General features: G+C 40.4%; 3 protein-coding genes and 2 pseudogenes. All 5 read right to left on the bottom strand.

The features are described from left to right. Positions 1 to 438: 438 nt before the first annotated feature. Positions 439 to 2,679 (bottom strand): glycoside hydrolase, encoded by a 2,241-nt coding sequence (locus EWV60_RS10155; protein WP_002774433.1) that lies wholly within the window; start codon positions 2,677 to 2,679, stop codon positions 439 to 441. 282 nt (positions 2,680 to 2,961) lie between these two features. Beyond that, positions 2,962 to 3,434 (bottom strand): annotated as a pseudogene (locus EWV60_RS23375) (transposase). Continuing rightward, positions 3,385 to 3,750 (bottom strand): hypothetical protein, encoded by a 366-nt coding sequence (locus EWV60_RS23195; RefSeq protein ID WP_353734389.1) that lies wholly within the window; start codon positions 3,748 to 3,750, stop codon positions 3,385 to 3,387. The pseudogene EWV60_RS23375 and the gene EWV60_RS23195 overlap by 50 nt, the downstream one beginning before the upstream one ends. A 66-nt stretch (positions 3,751 to 3,816) precedes the next feature. After that, a complete protein-coding gene (locus tag EWV60_RS23190; protein WP_353734388.1) occupies positions 3,817 to 4,167 on the bottom strand; it encodes a hypothetical protein in 351 nt (116 codons plus the stop codon). Positions 4,168 to 4,389: 222 nt separating this feature from the next. Beyond that, positions 4,390 to 4,665: pseudogene (locus EWV60_RS23370) on the bottom strand (glycosyltransferase); the annotation flags it as partial. Positions 4,666 to 4,934 lie beyond the last annotated feature (269 nt).

Genomic DNA, 4,934 nt, shown 5'->3' with positions numbered 1-4,934 from the left:
TTACGTTTGTTAATTGGTCAACGACTCGAAGAAATGAACAAAGAGGTAATTGCTTCAATTGTTGGACGAGGTTATATCCTGGATGCTCTATCTGTAGTTGGTATTTAGAGAATTGGTATAATTTCTCCTGCGCTTCTTGAGCAAATTGGGCATTAATGGAAAAATTGAGGCTCTCTTATTCTTTGTGTGATAAGTTTAACTTATATATTAGTGATCGATCTTTGTGTCCTTTGTATCTCTGTGGTTCGTTCCACTCACTGCCCCAAGACTGTATCTTAGAATACATTTTAGCCACCAAACCTAAGAGAGCCATCTATCTGATTAGTTAAAGCTAAAACATATCTTTCTACTATTACTGATCACTTACTAATAAATGATTCTAGCTGATAGCTGATAACTAAAAAACTGATTACTGATTACTGATCACTGATCACTGATTTAAGGTCTTTGCAGGAAGATTAATTCTTCAACGGGGAGGAAATCATAGTATTGACCTTGATTAGCTAAAACTGCGATTAAATGGAGACGAGCATCGGGTTCAATGTGTAATCCTTCCCAGGGGACAGCAATCTCCAAACATTGATTAAAAGAAGCTTTGGCATTACTAGAAACTCGTTGCCAAGTAAAATATTCTTGAGCAACTTCTAACCAAGTAAATTCCGTGATTAAATTAACTCCTAGATGATGATGATAACCGTAATCGAGGGGCGATCGAGGGGGAATATCTGCTAAGGGAATTGGACTTTGCAGACGATGCACTTCGTCATAATACCAGTATAAATGCACTTCAGGCGGGATATCTTTGCCTAATTCTGCCCCCGGTTTCCAATCGAAACGCAGATAAAAATTGAGGTGATCCCAACCGAAAAAGAGCCTTTGTACTAAGGAAGTCCGGTGCATTGTACCACTGGCGCCGCCAATTTCGATCCGTCCAGCTTTATCCCAATCCTGTTCGTCCCCAAAACCGTCGATAATGGGGTGAATGAAAGCCAGCGGACGATTACTTTGTTTATCCCCGTGTTCTTCCACCGGTTCGAGCAAATAGGAGGGAATTGGCTCATTTAAAGCTTGATAAAGAGCGATTAGGTGTTCGCGGAAAAGTTGGTCAAAAATTGCGTCATGATTGGAGGAATGGCCATAACCAAACCACCAAAACCAATCGGAACCCTCCGCTGCATACAATGCTTCCCACGCATCGGGGTTATTATCTTCCGTCGCTTCCGGGTGATTAGCGAGGGTTTGACGGGCTAAAATTAGATATTCCCAAGCTTTATTTTTAGCGGGATCGCCGATCCAAGTGGTAAAATTGGCATCGATCCAAGAGCCGCTATGAAGTTGATTGACAGGGATTTTAGCATTAGCGGGAAAGCGATCGAGATATTCCGAGACGGTGACTAATTCGATCGCTTGGTGGTCGCTTAAAAGTTGATAAAGATTCTCTAGGAAGGGTAAACCGTCTTGATGATAGTTTTCCCAACAGTTTTCGCCATCTAGCGCAATGGTAACTAACCAGGGTTTTTCTAGCGTCGTGGTTTCTGCGTTGGTTTTCAGTTGTTCGGCGATCGCTTCTAGGTGTTTAACTAAGTCTGTAGCGGCCTCTTGCGCTTTCATGCCACTATAGCTAAATCCGATCAGATCCGAGAGACGATGATCGCGGAAAACCATCGATAAATTGCCGTTGCTAGTTTCCAGAAGGTAGGGACTATAAAGCAATTCTGGTTCGCTAATATTGCCTTTTTCGTCGCGATGAAAGTAATGTCCCAGAGACCAACCTAACACCCCCTCATCGGAACATAACCACTGAAAACCCTGTTTAGCGACAGCGGGGAGAATTGCGGGACTAACGGATTGTTCCGAGGGCCAAAGTCCTCGAGGTTGTTTATCAAAGCGATCGATATAGATTTGCCAAGCTTTCTGGAGATGGCGGCAAATATCTTCAGGATAGTGGAAATATTGGCGAGGAAGGGTCATATTCGGCACCGCTACCCGGCCGGCTTCCGAGTTGGCCAGCAGGGGTAAAATTGGATGGGTGTAGGGACTGGTAATGATTTCTAGTTGTCCAGTTTCCTGCATTAACCGGTGTTGCGGCAAGATGCGACGCAGAATTTGACGCTGTTTGGAGATAATTCGCTGGCGATCGCTTAAAGTGAAGTTTTTTCCCTGTTCTAACCAAGCAGCGATTTCTGGGTCACTGTGAAAGATAGGATCGATCCAAGCGAGGTTATGCCAAGCCAAGAGATCGCTATAATCTTGCAGATTCCAATGGCTAATACACCAACTATGACCGTTTTCTTGACGCTGTGCGTATAATTGGGCGTAACGGGGGTGCGGATCGATCAGGGTACGATGGTTAGCATCGAAAAAGTGTTCGAGGATAAAGTGTTTTTGTGCCAGGGTTAACTGCGCTTCTGGGGTGACGGTGAGAGCAAGATAGGGGTCTATAGCTAGTCCGTTGACGTAATCCTCTAATTGCAGGATTAAAGAGGGGACAAGGTTGACAGTTTGGTGTAATTTGGGAAAACGTTCTAGAATTAAGATTAAATCGAGATAATCTTTCACTCCATGCAGTCGCACCCAGGGTAAGCGATATTGTCCCGAAGCATCGGTGCTAGTTTGACAGGATTTGTAGAGGGGTTGGTGTTGATGCCAAATAAAAGCGACGTAGAGAGGATAGGCCATGATAATACCGAGAAAAAGTACATATAACAGGCTTTAAAGCCGTTATATTAGATAATAATGGACAATAAAGCCCATTATAGATTTTTAAAAGTTGATTTCGGTCACTACCATAATCCTATCAACTGGTTTTGAGGGGGTATCGTCTCTTTGTATTTGTTAAAGGATCGGCTCCTCTGGTGGTGAGTATTGGGAGTTCAGCAGTAAGCTGTTCGTAATTTAAATTGCGGGCTCTCCTGGTTTTCCTGTATTAATTTTTGTTATGAATTAAAGCAAGCAAACAGCTTAATTGGTAAATTCATAACTTATTCTTTTAATAAGCTTTATTTTGGTATTCATTCCCTCAATTAATCCGCCAGTTGTATGATTTTCAAAGTAATTACAAATACCAGGCAAATGCTTCTGGATCATGCTGGCACTACTTTGATATAATATTTCGCTTTTCCAATTTTCTCTCAGCACCTCTGAACGTTCTACTACTTTGATAAATTTGTCTAATTTCTTCTTTCTTTAATTTCCCAGACTATTCCCAAGCATGAATGTTCTTTCAGGATAACTTCTAGTTGTTGTTTTTGTTCGTCCTTTAAGTCCTCTTTATTCTTCCATAATAAATGAGGTAATCCTTTTTCATGCACCCCCATTAACTTTCTCAATTTATTAAGCTCGTCATTGATGATAGCCATTACATGAAAACGATCATAGATGATTTTAGCATTGGGAAATAATTCCTTGCTCACTGCTGTAAATCCTGACCACATATCGACGCTCACTTCTTTCACCTTCTCCCGAACTGTTTCTGGCTGTGCTTTTAAGGATTCCCAATTCATCTTGCTTATGTCCTTTAATCACATCTAGTAAAATTTTCTTGTCCAGATCTACGACCGTTGTTATGAAATCTTTATGTCCTTTTAAGTTACTAAATTCATCTAAGCTTATTCGTTCTGGTGCTTCCCACTCTTCCTTTTCTAGTTCTTTAGCACAGTGATTAAATATTAACTGAACTTCTGACCATCCTAACCCTTCTTCTCGACTTATTTCTTCGATACTACAATTTTTTACTCTCTCATAAATCATCGATTCATAGCGGATTGTATGATGCTGTCTTAATCTCATAAAACTCCTGAGAGGGGGACAAGCGAGCTAGAAGGTAGATAGGGCAAGCGATATTGCTCTTTGTCCTTTGATGCAATCCTTCAACCGATAGCGGCTAATTTGCATTAGCTCTTCTATATTTTTTAGGAACATTTGATGTAGCTGGAGCCAATGATAGAGATGTTGACCCACATAAAAACTGCTGTGTCTGCGTTGACCTTTATATCTTTTTTCGGGTCTTGTGACATATTTTTGGATTCCCATATTCTTAATTTTTTCACCTTGTAGTGTGGCACTTGTATAGGCGATAGCTATAACAATTATCAGCTTTGATAAATATTGCGGTGCTAATTGAGAACCTTCTAAGCTATAGCCTCCCGACTTAAAATCTCGGAACATCTCCTCAATATCAAATCTTTTTTGATAGGCAATTATTGCCGTCTCTAAATCCCCAAAATTTGTCAGAATATATTAAGGTTCTTTTGTTTGAAAACCCCCATAGGTTTTTTTCCACTTACCCGCTAAGTTAAACTGTCCAAATCCCTGCTCTTTTGTAATATTGACATCCTTCAAAAATAGTTTAGTTCCTGGACTTAAACCTAACTCTCTCATTTCTGGATAAATTCCTTCTTTTGTCTTCACATTTGTACTTTTGTCTTTAATTCCTTTAACAACTTGATAGCCTTCCTCCCATTTCTCCAAAAAATTGACGATTAGTTCGGGGGGATATTGAAAGTCGGCGAAGACTAAAATAAACGCATCCCCAGTTCCTTGTAAAAGTCCGTAATAGCTAGAACGAACAAAGCCAAAATTCCTAGCGTTAATGATAATTTTAACTCTAGAGTCGCTTTGAGAGATTTGCTCTAATATGCTGACTGTTTTATCTTGAGAGTCATTAGACCTCGACCTAATATTATCTCAAGACTAAAAGTCTTTCTAGTTAAGAAGCTTGCCCGAATAGAAATAATTTTAATTGTCCCATGTTTTTCTTAAAGGATGTTTGAAAAGTCAGGAGACCACTAGGGGTAGTGTCGTGATATATAGCGTTTCTCACACCTGTGTGGCACAGTTAAACCTTTGCTAATTAGGGTTTTCAACATCGATAATATACCTCTTGCGAACAGGAAACGCTATAGGCGCTTTTAGGCTTCTGTTATTGAAAAGAG

It is taken from the genome of Microcystis sp. Msp_OC_L_20101000_S702 (assembly GCF_007095705.1).
In the GTDB taxonomy this organism is placed as follows: Bacteria; Cyanobacteriota; Cyanobacteriia; order Cyanobacteriales; family Microcystaceae; genus Microcystis; species Microcystis ichthyoblabe_A.
Note: the sequence above shows the minus strand (reverse complement) of the source record. Positions and strands in the feature narration are given on the sequence as shown.